Here is a 17,860-nt window from a genome sequence, read left to right as displayed (position 1 = left end):
CGGGTGAGCTCTCGCGCACATCGGCCAGGATGCTGGTCTTCGCGCGGCGCTCCTACGTCAGCTGACGTAGGCGAAACTCGTCCCGGCAACCGATGTCGACACCGTCACGGTCTCGTAGGCTCGAACGGTGAGCCTTCCACCCACCCCGGCCGCCGACGGCCTCGCCCAGCGCGCCCGCACGCGCGGTTGGCGGTGGCTGCTCGACGCCGCGGCCGGGTTCGGCATCGGCTGGCTGCTGGTCGGGGGGTGGATCGTCACGCACCAGGGCTGGCAGCCCGACGGACGGGGGCCGGCCGGCCGTCATCCACGCCTGGACGAGCACGCACTGGCCCCCGACGGGTGGGTGCGTGGTTCGAGCGTGCTGGTGGGGGTCGCGGTGCTCGCCAGCCACCTCGCCCCGCGCACGGCCTGGGTGGTCGGACTCGCCGGCGTCGCCCTCTACCTGGCCAACGGCGGCGCCCCGGTCGCGGCCGTCATCGCGGTGGTCGTGCTCGGCAAGGGACTGCTGTCGCTACCGCAGCCCACCCGCCAGTGGCCGTGGCTGCTCGGATTGGTCCCCGCCTACGGCGCGGTTCTGCTGGCCGACGACGCCGGCGCGACCGCCCTGTTCCAGGTGCCGACCATGATGGTCTGGACGGTGCTGCCGCTGCTCGCCGTCGCCGCCGTCCGGGCCCGGGGCCGCCAGCGTCGCCGCGACCGGCAGCTCGAACTCGACCGGGTGGCGCGCGCCGAACGACTGCGACTCGCCCGCGACATCCACGACGTCGTCGGCCACTCCCTCTCGCTCATCTCGCTGCAGTCCGGGGTGGCCCTGCGGGTGCTCGACACCGACCCCAGCCAGGCCCGTCGCAGCCTCGAGGCCATCCGCGAGACCTCCAAGCAGGCCCTCACCGAGGTGCGCACCACGCTGGGAGTCTTCCGGGAAGACACCCCGGACGAGCCTCCGCTCGCCCCGACCCCGGGGCTCGTGCAGGTCAGGCGGCTGGTGGAGCAGGCGGCGTCGTCCGGGGTGGACGTGACGCTGACCAGCGAGGTCGACCCCGCGACGGTGCCGGCGAGCATCCAGGCCGTGGCGCACCGGGTGGTGCAGGAGGGGGTGACCAATGCGTTGCGGCACGCCCCGGGGGCGTCGGTCAGGGTCGAGCTCGTTACGACCGGTGACGCGTTGCTGGTGAGGGTGGCCGACACCGGACGACCGGTGGCCCCCGTGGTCGAGGGCAACGGTCTGACCGGCATGCGGGAGCGCGTGGAGGCGGTCGGCGGACGGCTCAGTCTTGGGCTCGGGAAGACGGGACCGAGCGGGAGTGGGTTCGTGGTGGAGGCCACGTTGCCGATCGGGGGGCGGGACGCATGATCACCGTGGTGCTGGTCGACGACCAACCGCTGGTGCGGATGGGGCTGCGGGCCCTGCTCGACGCCGAGGGCGACATCGCGGTGGTGGCCGAGGGGTCCGACGGTGACGAGGGGGTGCGGCTCGTCCGCCGTCACCGACCGCAGGTCGTGCTCATGGACATCCGCATGCCCGGAGTCGACGGGCTGACCGCCCTGCGCGAGATCGTCGGCGACCCCGACCTGGCGGGCGTGCGGGTCGTGGTGCTGACCACCTTCGAGTTGGACGAGTACGTGTTCACGGCGCTCGAGGCCGGGGCATCGGGCTTCCTCATCAAGGACGCCGAACCGGACGACATCGTGCGGGCGGTGCGGGCCGCGGCGGTCGGGGAGGGACTGCTGTCGCCGACGGTCACCAGGCGGGTCATCGGGAGTTTCGCCGGCACGGGGCTGGCGCGGCGGTCGTCCGTCGTGCACCCCGGACTCGACCAGCTGACCGACCGCGAGCGGGAGGTGCTGGGGCTGGTTGCGGAGGGGCTCAACAATGACGAGATCGCGGCGCGGCTGGTGATTTCGAAGGCGACGGCGCGCACCCACGTCGGCAACATCTTGGGCAAGCTGGGTGCCCGCGACCGGGCGCAGTTGGTGGTGATCGCCTACCGCTCGGGGCTGGCCTGAGCGACCCCGCGCGACCCGACCCCGGCGAGGCCCCAGCGGACGGTCTTCACGCCGAGTCGGCCACGGAGTCGTCCGCTGCGGGGTTGCGGGAAGCCGAGCATCTCGGCCGCCCACGGCTGCAGGATCGCGAGCCCGCCGGTGGCCAGCAGCCCGTATGCGGGGCGGGCCCACCACTGCAGCGGGGGCTCGTCGAGCAGGAACCGGGCGGCCTCGAGGGCGGCGGGGGAGACCTCGAGCTCGGCGCGGAACGAGTCGATGGCGGCCTCGAGCTCGGCGACCGAGGTGGGCGGCGTCGGAACGCCGAGCTTGGCGGCGGCGAGGCCGGCCTGGGCGACGTAGCGGTCCTCGTCGGCGGTTGTCAGCGGGTCATTGCCGTAGGCGCGGTGGCCGGTGAGGAAGGCCCAGATCTCGGCGACGTGCACCCACTCGAGCAGGCGCGGGTCACTGGCGCGGTAGGGGCGTCCGCGGAAGTCCTTGCCGCGCACCCGGTCGTGCACGGAGCGGACCCGGGCGATCATCGCCTCGGCGTCGTCGATGGTGCCGAAAGTGGTGCGTCCGATGTAGTCGCTGGTGCGCTGCAGCCGCCCCCACGGGTCGGTCTTGTAGCCCGAGTGGCCGGTGACGCCGGCCATCGCGAGCGGGTGCAGGGACTGCAGCAGCAGGGCGGTGACGCCGCTGGAGAACATGGCGGCGTCGTCGTGCACCCGCCAGACGGGATCGGCCGGGGTGAACCAGCGTTCGCCGGGCTTGTCGACGGTGTCGGCGCGCCTGGCCAGCGCGTCGTCGCCGCCGACGCGGTGCACGATCGCCATGCCGACGCGGCGCTGCAGGGGTGCGAGGGCTGTGGGCATGGGTCCAGCGTAGGCGGCGCCGGTTGGGACGACGCTGCCCCACCGGCTAGACTGCTCGGCAACCCCCGTGCGGCGGCACCTCGCCCAACTCCCCCAGGGTCGGAAGACAGCAAGGGTAAGTGAGCTCTGTCGGGTGCGCGGGGGCCTTTTCATGTCCGGACTCTGCCCGCCCTCCCTCCGCGCCCGCCCTCGTCCCGCGCCCGCCCTCGTCCCGCGTTTGCCTCTCGGACGTGCAGTTGCCCTTGTTGCAACAGCGGCAGATGGATCGTGGGCAGGCAAACGCGGATGTGGGGATCGGGGTGGAGGCCGGAACGACGAGGGGCAGAGTCGGCGGCTGGCGAAACTGTCGCACCGCTTCTCTAGAGTGGGGCCCGTGACTGACGACTACGACGACGCCCTGGACTTCGACGACGACGTCGAGGGCTCGGACGACGCCGACCTCGCCTTCGAGCAGGACGGCCCCGGCCTGTTCGACTTCGACGACGCGGACGAACCCGCTGCCGCCAGCACCGAACCCGAGGTGGTGGACGAGCCGGACGATGCGCCCGCCGATGAGCCGGCCGATGACCCCGTGGTCGAACTCGCTCCTCCGGCCGCGGCGGAGCGGGCCCCTCGTCCGACCGTTCCCGACGCACCGTTGGCCCTGTACCGCCGCTACCGGCCGGACACGTTCGCCGACGTGATCGGCCAGGAGCACGTGACCGAGCCGTTGCAGCGGGCGCTGGCCAACAACAAGGTGAATCACGCCTACCTGTTCTCGGGTCCGCGCGGGTGTGGGAAGACCACGTCGGCCCGCATTCTGGCGCGGGCCCTCAACTGCGAGCAGGGGCCGACCCCGACGCCGTGCGGCGAGTGCCAGAGTTGCCGCGAACTGGCGCGCGGGGGATCGGGGTCGATCGACGTCATCGAGATCGACGCGGCCTCCCACGGTGGCGTGGAGGATGCCCGTGACCTGCGGGAACGCGCCTTCTTCGCACCGGTGAACAGCCGCTACAAGATCTACATCGTCGACGAGGCGCACATGGTGACCTCGGCCGGTTTCAACGCGCTGCTGAAGCTGGTGGAGGAACCGCCCCCGCACGTGAAGTTCATCTTCGCCACGACCGAGCCCGAGAAGGTCATTGGCACGATCCGGTCGCGCACCCACCACTACCCGTTCCGGTTGGTCCCGCCGAAGGTGCTGTCGAGTTACCTGGGCAGGCTGTGCGAGGCCGAGGGGGTGCCGGTCGACGAGTCCGTGCTGCCGCTGGTGGTGCGCGCCGGGGCGGGGTCGGTGCGCGACTCCCTGTCGGTGCTCGACCAACTGCTCGGCGGTGCCGGTGACCAGGGGGTCAGTTACGAGCAGGCCGCCAGCCTGCTGGGCTTCACCCCCGACACCCTGCTCGACGAGATCATGGACGCGTTCGCCGCCGGTGACGCCAAGGGGGTGTTCGCCACCGTCGACAAGGTGATCGAGGTGGGGCAGGACCCGCGCCGGTTCGCCGAGGACCTGCTGCGTCGGTTGCGTGACCTGGTGATCGTGGCGGCGGTGCCCGATGCGGTGTCGTCGGGGCTGATCGACGTCGCCGGCGACCAGGCCGAGCGGCTCACCGTGCAGGCCCGAGGACTGGGTGCCGGCGAGTTGACCCGTGCCGCCGAGGTGATCGCCCAGGGGCTGACCGACATGCGTGGGACGACCGCCCCGCGTCTGCACCTCGAGCTGATGTGCTCGCGGGTGCTGCTGCCGGGTGCCGACGTCGACGGACGAGGCATCCACGCCCGCCTCGACCGGCTCGAGCGCAGGTTGGCCGACACCGGGGTGCCGGTGGACCGCAGCGCGGGGTCGCCGACGCCGGAGCCCTCGCCCCGGGAGTGGGACGACGCGGCGGCCGTGGCGGAGCGCCCGGCCGCTCGCCCGGTCCAGCGCCCAGCGGCTCCGGAGGCGCCGGAAGGCAGTCAGGGTGCTTCGCTGCAGGAACCCGCGCGGGAGTTTAAGGCTCAGGAGCCGACCAAACCCGAGCCGACGAACCCGCAGCCGGTGACGCAGTCGCAGGCAAGTCAGCCGGCGTCCCAGCCGGACGCGAGCGAGCCGCAGACCCAGGCCGAGCGGCCACGTTCGCTGCAGCGCCCACCCGCCCAGCGACGTCCCGAGCAGCCCCAGGAGGCGGCCCCGCAGCGTCCGACGGCCGCCGCGTCGGCACCGGGCACGGTCGACGTCACCCGCGTTCGCGCGGAGTGGCCGCGCGTGCTCGAGGAGGTGCGGTCGCGGCGTCGGTTCTCCTGGATCCTGCTGAGCCAGAACGCTCAGGTGCTCGACGTGACCGACGGGGTGCTGACGTTGGGGTTCGCCAACCCGGGGGCGCGTGACAACTACTCCCAGGGCGGCACCCCCGATGTGTTGGCCGACTCGCTGGTGGAGGTGCTCGGCGCCAACCTGCACGTGAACGCGGTGGTCGACGGCACCGAGCGCAGCCACGCCGCCCGCGGTGGGCAGCCGACCGGGCGTCCCACGCAGGGGCCGGCCGCGGCTGGTTCGTCCCACGGTGGGGCGAGTGGCCGTCAGGCGGGCGGGTCGGTGACCCCCGACACACAGGGCCAGGCTGGCGCGGCGAGCGCGCCGGTCGCCGGTGCGGCGGGGCGTCATCTGCAGGCGGTGCCCGATCCGTCTCACCCGTCGTCGCAGGAGCCGCCGCCCGAGGGTGACGACGACCCCGACCCGGCCGACGACGCCACTCGAGCGGAGCTGGCCCCGCCCGCCGATGGCGGCGCCGAGGCGCGTGCGGATCACTCCGACCACGTGCGGCGGGCGAAGCAGGCCATTCGTCCGACGGTGACGGCCAGCCCGCCCTCGCCGGACATTCCGGCAGCCCCGGACGAGGACGAGGGCGACGTGCTCGCCGAGGACGACGACCCGGTCATCGACTCTGGTGCGTCGGCGCACGAGCTGATCGCGAAGCACCTGGGCGGCACCATCATCCACGAGGAGTGATCGGTTCCCGTCGGTCGAGGTTGTGCAGATTCCGTCGGTCGCTCGTGCCTCGCTCCTCCTCGATCAGGGGTGGTGGGGGTTCCTCCGGTCGAGGGTGACCGCGAACAACTAGGCTCACGGCCATGGACTTCCGCAACGCCTACGCCCAGGGGTTCGCCCGCGTCGCCGCCTGCACGGTTCCCGTCGCCGACTTCGATCCGGCCACCAATGTCGCCCGCATCATCGAGCAGGCGAAGGCGCTGCACGACCAGCACGTGGCCGTGGCCGTCTTCCCCGAGCTGGGGGTCAGCGGCTACGCCCTCGATGACCTGCTGCTGACCGATTCGCTGCTCGATGCGGTCGATGCCGGCGTCACCGAGATCGTCGAGGCCTCCCGCGACCTGATGCCGATCCTCGTCGTCGGCGCACCTCTGCCCATCGGCCACCGCCTGTACAACTGCGCGGTGGTCGTCCATCGCGGCGAGGTGCTGGGCATCGTCCCGAAGATGTACCTGCCGAACTACCGCGAGTTCTACGAGAAGCGTCACTTCGCCTCCGCCGCGACCCTCGAGGTCGACGAGATCGAGCGCCCCGAGTGGGTGCGGCCCGGCTCCGACCCGTGGGTGCCCGTCGGCTCCCGGTTGCTCTTCCAAGTCGACGACGTGCCCGGGCTCACCATCCACGTCGAGGTCTGCGAAGACATGTGGGTGCCCGTGCCGCCCAGCTCGCACGCCGCGCTGCACGGCGCCACGGTGCTGCTGAACCTGTCCGCCTCGCCGATCACCATCGGACGAGCCGCCGACCGTCACCTGCTGGCGCGCTCGGCCTCGGCCCGTGACAACGCCGTCTACGCCTACGCGGCCGCGATGTTCGGGGAGTCGACCACCGACCTCTCGTGGGACGGCATGACCATGGTCTACGAGGTGGGCGCCCTGTTGGGCGAGAGCGAGCGCTTCCCGCAGACGGCCCAGGCCACCGTCGTCGACGTCGACCTCGACCGGTTGCGGCAGGAGCGCTTGCGCCAGGGGTCGTTCGACGACAACCGCGCGGCGCTGACCAGCGAGGGCTGGGACGACGGCTACACCGTCGTGCACACCGAGCTCGACCCGCCCGCCGGCGACCTCGGGCTGCTGCGCAAGATCGACCGCTTTCCGTTTGTGCCCGACGATCCCTCCCGCCTCGAGCAGGACTGCTACGAGGGCTACAACATCCAGGTCTCGGGGCTCGAGCGGCGCATGCTCGCCATCGGTGGCGGCAACCCCGAGAAGGCGCCGAAGATCTGCATCGGGGTCTCCGGTGGCCTCGACTCCACGCACGCGCTGATCGTCGCCGCCAAGGCGTGCGACCGGCTCGGGCTGCCGCGCACGCACATCCTCGCCTACACGATGCCCGGGTTTGCCACCACGGAACACACCAAGTCGAACGCCCAGTTGCTCTCGGAGGCGCTGGGGGTCACCTTCGAGGAGGTGGACATTCGTCCGATGTCGACGCAGTTGCTCAAGGATCTCAAGCATCCGTTCGGCGACGGCGAAGAGGTCTACGACGTCACCTTCGAGAACGTGCAGGCCGGCGTGCGGTACGACTTCCTGTTCCGGGCCGCCAACCACCACGGCGGCATCGTGCTGGGCACCGGTGACCTGTCGGAGCTGGCCCTGGGGTGGTGCACCTACGGGGTCGGCGACCAGATGAGCCATTACGGGGTCAACACGGGCGTGCCGAAGACCCTGATGCAGCACCTGATCAGGTGGGTGGTCTCGTCCGGTCAGTTCGACGACGAGGTGAACGGACTGCTGGAGAGCATTCTCGACACCGAGATCACCCCCGAGCTGATCCCGACCAAGGAGGGCGAGACGCCGCAGTCGACCGAGGCGTCGGTGGGGCCGTACTCGCTGCAGGACTTCACTCTCTACCAGTTGCTGCGCCACGGCACTCGTCCGCGCAAGATCGCCTACCTGGCGTGGGTCGCCTGGCACGACCGGGAGGCCGGGGAGTGGCCCGCGGGCTTCCCGGACGACGACAAGGTCGCCTTCGACCTGCCCACGATTCGCCAGTGGCTGGTGACCTTCGTGAAGCGGTTCGCGACCAACCAGTTCAAGCGGTCGGCGCTGCCCAACGGCCCCAAGGTGGTCTCGGGGGGCACGCTCAGCCCGCGCGGCGACTGGCGGATGCCGTCTGACGTGAGCGCGAAAGTGTGGCTCGACGAGATCGAACGCGACGTCCCCACCGCCTAGACTGTCGGGGTACGTGTGACCCACACCCCGATGTGACGAGGAGACACCGTGTTCGGTGAAGGCATGGACATGAACGCCCTGCTGGCGCAGGCCCAGGCCGTGCAGGCCCAGCTGCAGTCGGCCCAGGAGGAACTCGCCAACTCCGAGTTCACCGGTTCGGCCGGCGGCGACCTGGTCGTCGCCACCGTCAAGGGGTCGGGGGAGCTGACCAACCTAATCATCAAGCCCGAGGCCATCGACCCGGACGATGCCGAAGGTCTCGCCGACCTGGTGCTGGCCGCGGTGCGGTCGGCCAACTCGCAGCTGCAGGCCAAGGCGGCCGCCGTGATGCCGCAGATGCCCGGCGGACTGGGATTCTGAGCCTTCGTGTATGAGGGTGCACTGCAGGAGGTGATCGATGCGCTGGGCACGCTGCCCGGCATCGGTCCCCGCTCGGCCCAACGGATCGCCTTCCACCTGCTCGACGCCCCTGTCGAGGACGTCAACCGGCTCGCGGATGCCCTGCGCGAGCTCAAGGAGAAGGCCAAGTTCTGCGAGGTCTGCTTCAACGTCTCGACCGAGGATCGCTGCGCCATCTGCCGCGATCCGCGCCGCGACCACAGCTACCTCTGCGTCGTCGAGGAGTCCAAAGACGTCATGGCGATCGAGCGCACCCGCGAGTTCCGTGGGCTCTACCACGTGCTCGGCGGCACCATCTCGCCGATCGACGGACGAGGCCCCGGCGACCTGCACATCAGGGAACTCTTCCAGCGCCTGCAGGACCCGGCGATCACCGAGGTCATTCTGGCCACCGACCCCACCGTCGACGGTGAGGCCACCGCCACCTACCTGACGCGCCAGCTGTCGCCCACGGGGGTGACCGTGTCGCGCTTGGCCAGCGGGCTGCCGGTCGGTGGCGATCTCGAGTACGCCGACGAGGTCACCCTCGGTCGTGCCTTCGACGGACGACGCGTGGTCTCCCAGGCGGCTCCGGTTCAGTGATCGGGTCGTAGACCCCCCGCCCAGCACCCAGCCGCCCCGACCCAACCGCCCCGCACGCAAACCGCCCCGCACCCATGGCGACTTGGCTTCAGTTGGTGCACTTGGCTTCGCTCCAGACCTGAAGCCAAGTGCACGAACTGAAGCCAAGTCGGGTGTGGCGGGGGGGTTGGTCGGGTGTGGCGGGGGGTTGGTCGGGTGTGGCGGGGGTTGGTCGGGTGTGGCCCGGGCTGGTGGGGGTGCCCGGCTGGTGGGGGTGCGAGCTGGTGGGGGTGCCGGGGTTGGCGGACGTGGCCAGCGCCGGTGAACACCTCAGCGGGTCGGCGGTGTCTCCGGCGTGTTCCGGCGCCAGGCCTTCATCAGGGAGCGCCGCTCCTGGGCGTTGGCGGGCAGGCCGAACGGACGAGCGACCATCGCCCCGAACGCCGAACCCGCCGCCAACCAGACGGCCGTCAACACGGCGGTGAGCAGCAGGCGGGGGGACTCCGAGGCCAGCACCGTCTGCCCCTGGTCGAGTTGCACCGTCGCCAACAGCCCGCGGTAGGTGATCATGCCGGGCAGCAGCGAGACCACCCCGGCCGACAGCAGCGCGAGCTGGGGGATCCGCCACCGGCGCGTGCCCAGTTGGGCGACGAACGAGACCGCGAAGGCGCCCAACCCGGCGGCGGCGGCCGTGCCGATCTGGTGCACCAGCAACCCCGACACCACCACCCCGAGCGCTCCGAGACCCGCGCTCAGCGGCAGCGATCGCGGGCCGAGATGGCTCGAGACGGCGAAACTCAACGAGATCAGCATGGCGGCGGGCACCTGCACCATCAGGGGAGTGATGCCTCCCACCTGGGGCGTGAGGTAGGCCGGCACCCCGAACCTGAGCCCGATCCACAGGGTGGTCAGCAGCCCGAAGATGATGCCGCCTGTCTGCAGCAGCACCTCGATCATGCGGGCGCCCGACGTGACGTAGTACCCGTCGATGGCATCGCGGGCGGCGGTCATCAGGGCCAGTCCCGACAGCATCGCCACCATCCCAGCCGAGACCACCATCGACGGCGACACCGACAGCGGCACCGCGGGAGTGGCTCGTCCGACCATGATCAGGATCGCCACCAGGCCCAGCACGGCGGCGCCCGAGATCTGCTGGAAGAACCCCGGCATGCGGGTGCGCGCGACGAGCCACTGCACCCGCTCGATCACGGCGCAGACCAGCGCCGCGAACACGATCTCGCCCAGGTTGGCGCCGATCAGCAGGGCGACCGCGCCGCCCAGCACGCCCGTGGCCGTGGTCACCAGCCACCCGCGATAGGTCCGCGGACTGCGAGCCTCCGCCACCACGGCCTCACGCGCGGCCATCAACTCGAGCCGACCAGCGGCGATGTCCTGCCCGATCCCCTCGAGCCGGGCCAGTCGCTGGTAGTCGGTGGCCCTCGTCCGCACGGTGCGCAGCAGCGAGATCGGGTCCTCGTCGAAGCCGCGCTGGTGGGTCATCGTGACCGAGGTGAAGGTGACGTCGACGTGGCTGGGCACGCCGTAGTGGTCGGCGACCAGCAGTGCGAGTGCGGTGGCATCGGCCGCCGAGGCGCCCGCCCCCAGCGACAGCGATGCCAGCCGGGTGGCCACGTCGAGCACGATCCTGGCCTGCCTGGCCTCGAGTTCCTTCAGGGACTCCTCGCCGGTGAGGGTCGTCGAGGTCTCCCGACTCGCCTTCCAGGCGGCTCGTGCCCGTTCGCGCCAGTCCATGGCCGTGAGCCTAGTGCGTGGTGTCGTTTGGCGAGACGGGCCCCTCGTCCGGGCGTTCTGACTAGGGTCGAGACATGATTCATGCGCGCCTCGAACTGTTCAGCGAATCCCTCGGTATGTGCACCTCCGTGACGGTGCTGCTGCCCCAGAAGACCACCGGCCAGATCGGCATGGCGGGGGCCACCAGCGACGGCAAGCCGCCCGTCCTGTGGCTCCTGCACGGAGGCAGCGATGACGACACCATCTGGCTGCGGCGCACCTCGATCGAGCGCTACGCCGCCGAGTACGGCATCGCGGTGATCATGCCGCAGGCGGCGCTCAGCTTCTACTGCGACGAGGTGCACGGCCAGAAGTGGTGGACCTGGATCTCCGAGGAGCTGCCCGCCATTCTCGCCGACACCTTCCAGCTCTCGCAGCGCCGCGAGGAGACCTTCGTCGCCGGGCTGTCGATGGGCGGGTTCGGCGCGTTCAAGCTGGCCCTCAACCAGCCCGGACGATTCGCTGCCGCCGCCTCGCTGTCGGGTGCCCTGTGGAGCCTCAGCCCCGAGTTGAAGGAGCGCCTCAGTGAGCGCTTCCACCACGTCTGGGGGGACGAGGGCCTGGTCGAGGGCGGCCCCGACGACCTGGTGGGCCTGCTCAACACGGTCGACAAGCAGGCCCTGCCCAAGCTGTGGACGACCTGCGGCACCGAGGACTTCCTCTTCGAGGACAACCTCGTCTTCGAGAAGGCCGCCGCCGAGGCCGGGGCACCGCTCGAGATCGAGCACCGCCCGGGCGAGCACGAGTGGGGCTACTGGGACCAGGCCATCCAGGACGTGTTGGCGTGGCTGCCGATCGAGAAGGCCGCCGGCACCCACTGAGTCACCCCACCCGCATCTGCCCACGTTGCGCGCACCTGCCGCATGTTGCAACGAGGGCAGATGCGAGCAACGTGGGCAGATTGCGTGGGGGTTTCTCCCCGATTCCGGACGAACGACCCCCGCGCATGCTTGGTTGGTCAGATCCGCTCATCCCGAGCGGGGTCTGAACCCCCCGGAAGGACCTCCATGACTCCCGTCAGCCGCCGTGCACTTCTGGGCAGCGCCGCCCTCGGGGCCGCCGCCTGCTCGGTCGGGCTGGGCACCGTCGCCCAGGCCGCACCCACCTCGTCCACCATCACCCCCGGTGACCCCTACGGCCCCGGAACCGACCTGCACACGCGCAAGTTCGACCTGCGCGCCATGTGGATCGCCACCGTCACCAACATCGACTTCCCGTCGAAGCGTGGGCTCACCGCCGACCAGATGAAGGCCGAACTGATCGCCTGGCTCGACCTCGCGCAGCGGTCGAACCACAACGCCGTCGTCTACCAGGTGCGTCCGACGGCCGACACCTTCTGGCCATCGGCGCTGGAGCCGTGGTCGCACTGGCTCACCGGCACCCAGGGCAAGGACCCCGGCTTCGACCCGCTGCAGTTCTGCATCGACGAGGCACACGCCCGCGGGCTCGAGGTGCACGCCTGGTACAACCCCTTCCGCGTGGCCATGGACGAGGCCGGTGCGGCCCTCATCCCGACGCATCCTGCCCGCGTGCACCCCGACTGGACGATCCCGTACGGCGGCAAGCTCTACTACAACCCGGGTGTTCCCGAGGCGCGCCAGCACAGCATCGACGTGATCATGGAATCGGTGCGGGCCTACGACATCGACGCCGTGCACTTCGACGACTACTTCTACCCCTACCCGGTCGCGGGCGTGACCTTCCACGACGAGGAGCAGTACGCCCAGTACGGCAACGGCATGAGCCTGGCCGACTGGCGCCGCTCCAACATCGACGACCTGGTGCTCCGGCTCGGTGCGGCCATCAAGCAGGCCAAGCCCGAGGTGCAGTTCGGGGTCTCGCCGTTCGCCGTGTGGCGCAACGTCGGCACCGACCCCGAAGGCTCGCAGACCACCGCCGGCGCGCAGACCTACGACGACCTGTACGCCGACACCCGCAAGTGGGTGCGGGAGGGCTGGATCGACTACATCACCCCGCAGATCTACTGGTCGCTCACCCTCGCCGCCGCCGAGTACGACAAGGTCGCCGAGTGGTGGCTCGAGCAGTGCGAGGGCCGCAACGTGCACCTCTACATCGGGCAGGCCACCTACAAGGTCGCGCTCAACTTCGACCCGCCGTGGAGCGATCCGCAGGAGCTCAACCGGCACCTCGAGTGGAACGCCCAGTACGGCGAGCGCATCGGCGGCAACATGTACTTCTCGGCCAAGGACGTGCGGGCCAACCGGCTCGACGCCACGGCCATCGTGAACGCCACGTGGTACTCCCGCCCGGCGCTCACGCCGCGGTCGCCCTGGCTCGACGCCGTGGCTCCGAGCGCACCGCAGAAGGCCTGGCGGCTGCCGCAGGACCGCATCAACGTGCTGTACGGCTCGTCCGACACGAATGCGCTGCTCATCTACCGGGTGCCTGCCGGAGTCACGCCGACTCCCGAGGCCCTGGCCGATGCCCGTCACCTCGAGGCGATCGTGCCGGCGGTGCCCAACGACGGTGAGGAGCGGCTGCAGACGATCACGCTGCCGGCGGGATCGTCCGGCGATGTCTACTACGTCAGCGCTGCCGACCGGCTCAGCAACGAGTCGGCTGCGGTGCGGGTGCGCTGAACGACGACACCGCCCGTGCCTTAGGCTCGGCCGATGACCGAGACCACGCCTGACGACCACCTGCTGCCCCCACCGGCGCCGACGCTGACCACCGCCCAGAGACTGCTGGGCAATGAACTGGGCCGTCATGGGCTGGCGATGATGGTGGCGGTGGTCGTCGGGCTGCTGGCCAGTCTGTGGTTCGTGGTCACCCGGACGCGCGGGAGCGGCCTCGCGCTGCTGTTGACCAGCTACGGCCTCTACGGCTTCACCTATCTGGGCCTGAGCCACTGGTTGTTCCGCGGGCTGCGCGGGGTGGAGCTCCGAGAGGTGTTGCGGGCGACCTCGTCCCCGAGCAGCACCCTGCGAGCCTGGTTGCTGGGTCTGCACCCGACCTCGTGGGGGCTCACCTCGGCGCTGTTGGCGATGGCGGCCGTCGGTGCCGTGGTGGGCTTCGGCCGGGACTGGGGTGGCGCCCACGTGATGATCTCGGCGGTGCTCTGTCTGCTCGGCAGCTGGGTGTTGCTGTTCGCCACCTTCGCCGTCGAGTACGCCCGACTGTGGGCCTCGGGTGAGCATCTGCGGTTCCCCACCAGGCCTGGCGACAGGGACGACCAGGTGCGCGCCTTCGAGGACTTCATCTACCTGGGCGTGCAGGTCTCCACGACCTTCGCCTCGTCCGACGTGGAACTCCTGACGACGCGGGTGCGGCGACTGGTGACCACTCAGGCGTTGGTCGGCTTCGTCTACTCGACGGTGATTCTGGCCCTGTTCATCTCGCTGGTGCTCACCCGGGTGTGACGCGGGCGACGAGGCCGGGTCAGCGTTTGATCGTGATCGCGGTCGTCAGCGGACCCTTGGCCTTGAGGGCGAGGGTGCGCTTGATGCCCTCCTTGTAGGTGATCACGAACGAGGGGGGCAGGGTGAGAGTCAGGGTTCCGCCGGTGACCTGTTGGGGCACGTCGAAGAGCACCTGCTGGGGGTTAGTCTGCGTGATGTTCTTCCACAGATCGATCACCTGGCCGCGCGCCTTCGCGACCTGCTTGCCGACCGTGAGCGTCACCTGACGGGTGGGGTCGATGCTCACCTGCACCGGCCAGTTGTCGTAGTCGGCCCGCGTGCGGTGGGCGAGGACGAGCCACCCGCGTCCGGCCTTCGCCCAGCCGACCTGGGGGTGCCACGGTGTCAGGAAGCACTCGTCGGGCACGAACTCGGTCTCGACCGTGATGCCGCCGGAGTTGGTGCCGTCCGACCAGGTGGCACTCGTCGTTGCCGTCGGGGCGGTGGCCTTCGTGGTCACGGACGAGGCCGCCAGCGCCATCAGTTGGCTGGCGGCATCATCGGCGAGCCTGCCGGTGCGCAGGTCGAACGTGGCGGTCCGCTTCTCGTCCGTGACGGTCAGGGCGGCCTTGGCGCCCTTCGGCACGCTGAGCGCCAGCGCGATCACCTTGCCCGCGAAGCCGACGTTGTCGTGGTGGGTGCCGACGAGTTCCGTCAGGTCGATGTCGGCCTTGCCGGCGACGATCCGGCCGACTCCGCGGTGCTCCTTGGTGAGGGACATCGGTGCCCACGGCCGCAGCAGGACCAGCAACCACTCCTGACCCGAGGCAGCCGGACGAGGCCGGGCGGTGGGGCCGCCCTCGCCGGCGACCTGCCACACCCACAGCGACGGGAGTTCCTGGGAGATCGCGGTCTGCACCCGAAACGACAGGTGGGGGGCGCCCAACGTGCCGGACGACATGCCCTTCAGCGCCAGGCGGGGGTCGCTGGCGAAGGCCTTCGAGATGACGGCGTCGGGCGGGGCGGGGGTCGAGGACCGGCTGGGGCTGGTGGTGGGGGCGGGTTGCTGCGAGCTGTCGTGGGCCGAGGTTGTCGGCGAGACGAGGCTGCAGGCGGAGAGGGCCGACAGCGACGCCGATGAGAGGACGACGAGGCCGAGTCCGCGACGGGTGAACGACGGATGGAGGCGATCAGTCACGTCGTCCATTGTCGGGAAGGTGGGGTCAGGGCGCGTGTCCGTGGGTGATCTCGACACGGCCGCGGGCGCCCTACTCGATCAGCGGTGGTGGGGACGCTCAGCGGTGGTCGTCCTCTCAGCGGTGGCCGGGAACCTGGACCGTCACCGGGGGCAGTCCCTCTGGATGCACCGTCACCGCACCGGACCCCCGCACGTAGACGATGGCTCGCCCCTCGAAGGTGCGTCGCCGGGGCTCGCGGTAGGCCGTGGTGTCGGCCAGATCGCCGTTGTCGAGGCCCAGCAGCGTCGGCCCGTCCACCGTCACCGAAACCTCGACCTGATTGTCGGCTCCCTCGACCACGCGACCCGACTCGTCCACCAGGGTCAGCTCGAGCTGGTGCACCTCCCCGCTCACCCGGGCCGCCGACGGCGCGGGCGTCCACTCGTCCACCGTGAGCGCCGCCGCCACTCCGGACGCCTCCAGTTCGTCCGTCGCCTCGTCGGTGCCGCGGCGCGCGACCGCCCGCAGCACACCCCCGGCGGGGTTCGCTCGTCCGCGGAAGTACCCGCGCTCGTCGTCGAAGGTCAGCTCGACGGTGGCATCACCGCAGGTCAGCTCGACCTCGTCGGCGTTGGAGAAGACCGCCACCTCGAGCTCGTCCGCCCCCTCGCCCGCACCCACCGAAGACCACACCCGAGCGAACGGACGCCGCCACTCGCTGTCCGCGTCCACCTCGTCGGCCACCGGCCGGGTGGCGAGATGCACCACCAACGACTCCGACCACCACGAACGGCGCAGGTGGAAGCGCTGCTTGGGGAAGCCCGCCGTGGTCAGCAGTCCGGCGCCCGACCCGTGGCTCGGCCAGCCGTGGGTCTCGCCCAGGTAGTCGATGCCGGTCCACAGGAACTGTCCCGAGATGAAGGGGTGGTCGGTGACGGCGCGCCACTCGGCCCACCCGTGGCCGTTCTCGGAGCCCAGCAGCGGCTGGTCGACGAACCGCGCATGGTCGTCGACGTAGAGGTGCTCCTTGTAGTTGTAGCCGATCAGGTCGAGCCGATCGAGCAGCCCGGTGCGGCTCGACAGCTCCGGGAACGCGGCCGCCAGTGTGACCGGACGCGACGGGTCGTGGCGCTTGACGATGTCGATCAGCTCACCCGCCAGCGTCGTGAGCCGGCGGATGTCGGGCCGGTTGGGGTCGTAGACCCGCTCGGCCGCCGGCTTGTTGGCGTCGTTGTTGCCGGTCATCTCGTTGAACAGCGGGCTGGCGTAGGGGTCGTTCGGGTAGTCGATCTCGTTGCCGATGCTCCAGGCGATCACGCTGGGGTGCAGCTTGTTGGCCTCGACCATCGCCACCAGGTCGGCCTCGTGCCACGCCGGGTAGTCCTTGGCGTAACCCTGCAGCTTCGGCGGGTAGACGTTGTGCCCCTGCCACCACTTGTTCTTGGGGCTCTCCCACTCGTCGAAGGCCTCGTCGATGACGAACAGTCCGAGCTCGTCGCAGAGGTCGTACAGCTCCGGCGAGTGGGGGTTGTGGGCCATCCTGACCGCGTTGCAGCCACCAGACTGCAGCGTCTGCAGCCGCCTCAGCCACACCTCCTTCGGCACGGCGACGCCCAGCGGTCCGGCGTCCTCGTGCAGGCAGACCCCCTTCAGGGTGCGCGGCTCGCCGTTGACGAAGAACCCGTCGTCGGTGTCGAACGCCAGGGTCCGCAGGCCCACCACCGCGGTCTCCCGGGAGAGCTCCACCCCGTCGGACGAGGTGACCACGGTCACCCACTCGTGCAGGTGCGGGTGCTCGTCCGACCACAGCGCCGGCGAGGAGACGTGCTCCGTGGAGTGCAGGTCGGCGCGCTCGCGGGCCGTCAGCGACAGGCGGTGGCTGCGGGTGGCCACCGTCGACTCCTCGACCCCGTCGGTGGCGCGACGCTGGAGGGTGTGGGTGACCACCACCTCGCGGGCCTCGTCGGTGTGGTTCACCACGGTCTGGCTGAGCTCGACGACGGCGAGGTTCTCGTCCGCGCTCGTGGTGACGAGCATGGACCCGTGCTCGGCCACCGCGACCGAACCGCGCACCTGCAGGTCGACCCGGCGGGTGAGGCCAGTGCCGTTGTACCAGCGGGAATCGGCCAGGTCGTGGCGCTCGACGCGCACGGCGATCACCAGGTCGTCGTCCGGCGCGTAGCCGAGGATCTCGGTCAGGTCGAAGCTGAACGTCGACCACCCGTTGGGCCGACCGCCCAGGTGGTAACCGTTCACCCACACGTCGGCGTTCTTGTAGACGCCGTGGAAGACGAGCCGCAGATGGTCGCCGTCGCGCAGCCCCAGGTCGGCGATGGAGGCGTGGCAGCGGTACCAGCCGACCCCGCCGGGCAGGTACCCCGTGCCGCTGGAGGCGGTCTGGTCGAAATCGAGTTCCACGGCCCAGTCGTGGGGCACGCGGACGGCGCGGAAGTGGGACTCGTCGGTACTCTTCTTCCAGGCGTCGGCGTCGTCACCGAGCAGGAAGACCCAGTCGGTGAGGGTGTGGTCAGACATG

Annotated in this window: 13 protein-coding genes and 1 other RNA gene; 10 read left to right on the top strand and 4 right to left on the bottom strand. The window is 70.6% G+C overall.

What is annotated here, in order from left to right:
- The first annotated feature begins 127 nt into the window (after positions 1 to 127).
- Both ACSDQ9_RS07900 and ACSDQ9_RS07895 read left to right on the top strand, forming a co-directional pair.
- Entirely contained in the window at positions 128 to 1,354 is a 1,227-nt protein-coding gene (locus tag ACSDQ9_RS07900; RefSeq protein ID WP_435145800.1) for a sensor histidine kinase, read from the top strand.
- Positions 1,351 to 2,007 (top strand): response regulator, encoded by a 657-nt coding sequence (locus ACSDQ9_RS07895; RefSeq protein ID WP_435145798.1) that lies wholly within the window; start codon positions 1,351 to 1,353, stop codon positions 2,005 to 2,007. The genes ACSDQ9_RS07900 and ACSDQ9_RS07895 overlap by 4 nt, the downstream gene beginning before the upstream one ends.
- Here the strand turns inward: ACSDQ9_RS07895 and ACSDQ9_RS07890 are convergent.
- Positions 1,986 to 2,858 (bottom strand): oxygenase MpaB family protein, encoded by an 873-nt coding sequence (locus ACSDQ9_RS07890; protein WP_435145796.1) that lies wholly within the window; start codon positions 2,856 to 2,858, stop codon positions 1,986 to 1,988. The two genes, ACSDQ9_RS07895 and ACSDQ9_RS07890, sit on opposite strands and share 22 nt — an antisense overlap.
- Positions 2,859 to 2,917: 59 nt before the next feature.
- Between ACSDQ9_RS07890 and ffs the strand changes: the two genes are divergently transcribed.
- The 5 genes from ffs to recR all read left to right on the top strand — a co-directional run bounded on the left by ffs (position 2,918) and on the right by recR (position 9,017).
- Positions 2,918 to 3,008, top strand: an RNA gene (gene ffs / locus ACSDQ9_RS07885) — signal recognition particle sRNA small type.
- Positions 3,009 to 3,231: 223 nt separating this feature from the next.
- Positions 3,232 to 5,826: a DNA polymerase III subunit gamma and tau gene (locus tag ACSDQ9_RS07880; RefSeq protein WP_435145794.1), complete on the top strand. Its 2,595-nt coding sequence runs from the start codon at positions 3,232 to 3,234 to the stop codon at positions 5,824 to 5,826.
- A 122-nt stretch (positions 5,827 to 5,948) separates the two neighbouring features.
- Positions 5,949 to 8,036, top strand: coding sequence for an NAD(+) synthase (locus ACSDQ9_RS07875; protein ID WP_435145792.1), 2,088 nt, complete (start codon positions 5,949 to 5,951; stop codon positions 8,034 to 8,036).
- A gap of 63 nt (positions 8,037 to 8,099) precedes the next feature.
- Entirely contained in the window at positions 8,100 to 8,396 is a 297-nt protein-coding gene (locus ACSDQ9_RS07870) for a YbaB/EbfC family nucleoid-associated protein (protein WP_435145790.1), read from the top strand.
- Positions 8,397 to 8,402: 6 nt separating this feature from the next.
- On the top strand, positions 8,403 to 9,017 hold the full coding sequence (gene recR, locus ACSDQ9_RS07865; RefSeq protein ID WP_435145788.1) for a recombination mediator RecR: 615 nt from the start codon (positions 8,403 to 8,405) through the stop codon (positions 9,015 to 9,017).
- Positions 9,018 to 9,326: 309 nt separating this feature from the next.
- Here recR and ACSDQ9_RS07860 read toward each other — a convergent pair whose 3' ends face one another.
- A complete protein-coding gene (locus ACSDQ9_RS07860) occupies positions 9,327 to 10,748 on the bottom strand; it encodes a threonine/serine exporter family protein (protein WP_435145786.1) in 1,422 nt (473 codons plus the stop codon).
- Positions 10,749 to 10,822: 74 nt separating this feature from the next.
- Between ACSDQ9_RS07860 and ACSDQ9_RS07855 the strand changes: the two genes are divergently transcribed.
- From ACSDQ9_RS07855 to ACSDQ9_RS07845, 3 genes are all read left to right on the top strand, one after another.
- Positions 10,823 to 11,608, top strand: a complete 786-nt coding sequence (locus tag ACSDQ9_RS07855) for an alpha/beta hydrolase (RefSeq protein ID WP_435145785.1) — start codon at positions 10,823 to 10,825, stop codon at positions 11,606 to 11,608.
- 186 nt (positions 11,609 to 11,794) lie between these two features.
- Complete coding sequence (locus tag ACSDQ9_RS07850; protein WP_435145783.1) at positions 11,795 to 13,387, top strand: glycoside hydrolase family 10 protein; 1,593 nt, start codon at positions 11,795 to 11,797, stop codon at positions 13,385 to 13,387.
- Positions 13,388 to 13,420: 33 nt separating this feature from the next.
- A complete protein-coding gene (locus ACSDQ9_RS07845; protein WP_435145781.1) occupies positions 13,421 to 14,167 on the top strand; it encodes a DUF1345 domain-containing protein in 747 nt (248 codons plus the stop codon).
- Positions 14,168 to 14,186: 19 nt separating this feature from the next.
- On the opposite strand, the gene ACSDQ9_RS07840 is transcribed toward ACSDQ9_RS07845, so the two are convergent.
- Positions 14,187 to 15,344 (bottom strand): hypothetical protein, encoded by a 1,158-nt coding sequence (locus ACSDQ9_RS07840; RefSeq protein ID WP_435145780.1) that lies wholly within the window; start codon positions 15,342 to 15,344, stop codon positions 14,187 to 14,189.
- A gap of 115 nt (positions 15,345 to 15,459) precedes the next feature.
- Positions 15,460 to 17,859 (bottom strand): glycoside hydrolase family 2 TIM barrel-domain containing protein, encoded by a 2,400-nt coding sequence (locus ACSDQ9_RS07835; RefSeq protein WP_435145778.1) that lies wholly within the window; start codon positions 17,857 to 17,859, stop codon positions 15,460 to 15,462.
- Position 17,860: the final 1 nt, after the last annotated feature.

The organism is Aestuariimicrobium soli (assembly GCF_051192575.1).
Lineage (GTDB): Bacteria > Actinomycetota > Actinomycetes > Propionibacteriales > Propionibacteriaceae > Aestuariimicrobium > Aestuariimicrobium soli.
This window is presented reverse-complemented; position numbering and strand designations above follow the sequence as displayed.